Genomic DNA, 2107 nt, shown 5'->3' on the forward strand with positions numbered 1-2107 from the left:
ACCTAAAACACTTACGAATATTACTATTAAAACTCATAAAAAAATATATAAACAATCAAACATAAATAAAAATACCAAAGAAAAAAAATAATACATATAAAAAGAAAATTATTAAATACGAATCCTCTTTTATATTTTCGGATAATATTAGTAAAGAAAATAGAATTTCTCTCCAAAAACTAAATAATGAAAATTTTGTAGTGAAAATAATAGAGGTTAATGATAATAAGGATTATTCCTCATTAAAACAACTTAGACATGTTAGTAGGAGCTCACTCTTTAAATTTGACATCGCAGAAATATTAAGTAAACATGATAAAGTGTTATATTTGGATAGTGATGTACTAATTTTAGATAATCTTGAAAAACTTTACAACATTAATTTTGAAAATAATTATGCTGTTGTTGTAAAAGATACACTATCCATGACAAATCCTACGCATGTTAAAAAGGTGAGCCCTAAAATCGATTTTTATTTTAACACTGGAGTCATGCTGCTAAACTTAGAAAAAATGCGAAAAGATAAAATATCTAATAAACTATTAAGTTTCAGGAAAAATAAATTTAATAAATTCATGGACCAAGATGCATTCAATGCAATTTTTAACAATGATGTAATTTATGCAAATATAAAATACAATTTTTTAAATGCTTATTTAAACTACTCAACTATTACAGAAATTGAAAATTTTTATAATGAGAAATTCTCTTCAAACGAATGTGAACTTTATGAAAATGCTAAAATTCTCCATTTAGGAGGACTAGAAAAACCATGGTCAACTATGATGGGTTCTCTTACCTATATCTATTTGAAATATTCTAAATACTATTCTATTGAAATTACTAAAAACATTCAAGAATTGATAAATAAAAAAATGGAAAAAATCAATTTTGATAAAAGTTATTATTTAAATAAATATCCTCATATTAAAAAAGTAGGAATGGATCCGATAGAACATTATATAAAATATGGAGAAAAAGAAGGAAAATATCCAAATAAAAATGCTGAATTCAATTCAATCCGTCGAAAAATAAATAATACAATAGAATTAGAAAAATCGCAAAATGAAGATAGTAATATTAGTTTTAGGAACAATAATAAAAATCCAATTAAATACACTACAATAAACCATCCAAATATAGTAGAAAAACTTAAAAATAAACTGCCTCCTAAAATTTCAGTGATAATTCCAGTATATAATGCAGAAAACTATTTGAATAAATGTTTAGATAGCGTTATTAATCAATCATTGAAAAATTTTGAAATAATTTGTATTAATGATGGATCAACAGACAATTCCTTAAAAATATTAAAGGAATATGCAAATAAAGATAAAAGAATAAAAATAATTAATCAAGAAAATAAAGGAGCTGGAGCTGCAAGAAATAAAGGATTAAACACTGCAAAAGGGGAATATATTGAATTTGTAGATTCTGATGATTGGTTAGAAAATAATACATTAGATTATTTGTATAGTTTGGCTAAAAATAAAAATACTGATATTATAATGTTTAAATTGAGACCATGGAATGATAAAGAAAATAAGTTTTTTAAGAGAAATGATTATGAATTATCAGCATTAAAGAAATATTTTAATCATGAACTTTATAGTCATCATGAGATTAAAGAAGAGTTATTCAATATTTCAGTATCTCCATGTAATAAATTTTATAAAAAAGATTTTTTAGACAATATTCATGCGAAATTTCCTGAAGGAACAATATTTGAAGATAATCCTTTCTTTTTCCAAGTAATTTTAAACTTTAAAAAACTTTTCATTATCGATAAATATTTGTATAATCGTAGAGTACGTGAAAATTCCGTGATAACTTCAAAAGATGAAAGATATTTTGGTTACATACCCATTATGAATCATGTTATTGAAACTTTTAAAGAAAACAAAGTATATGAGGAATACGAAACAAAATTATTGAATCATAAGATTTCATCAATTAAATATTTCGCATATAAAAATATAGATGAGGATTCGTATTTAATAATTTTCTTTTTATATGTATTATTTTTTTTCTTTGGTATTTTTATTTATGTTTGATTGTTTATATATTTTTTTATGAGTTTTAATAGTAATATTCGTAAGTGTTTTAG

General features: G+C 22.7%; 1 protein-coding gene. It reads left to right on the forward strand.

All coding sequences use genetic code 11. The features are described 5' to 3' along the window. Positions 1 to 131: 131 nt before the first annotated feature. Positions 132 to 2054, forward strand: coding sequence for a glycosyltransferase family 2 protein (locus tag MBFIL_RS04060; protein WP_281192480.1), 1923 nt, complete (start codon positions 132 to 134; stop codon positions 2052 to 2054). Positions 2055 to 2107 lie beyond the last annotated feature (53 nt).

Source organism: Methanobrevibacter filiformis, from assembly GCF_001639265.1.
Taxonomy (GTDB): Archaea; Methanobacteriota; Methanobacteria; order Methanobacteriales; family Methanobacteriaceae; genus Methanacia; species Methanacia filiformis.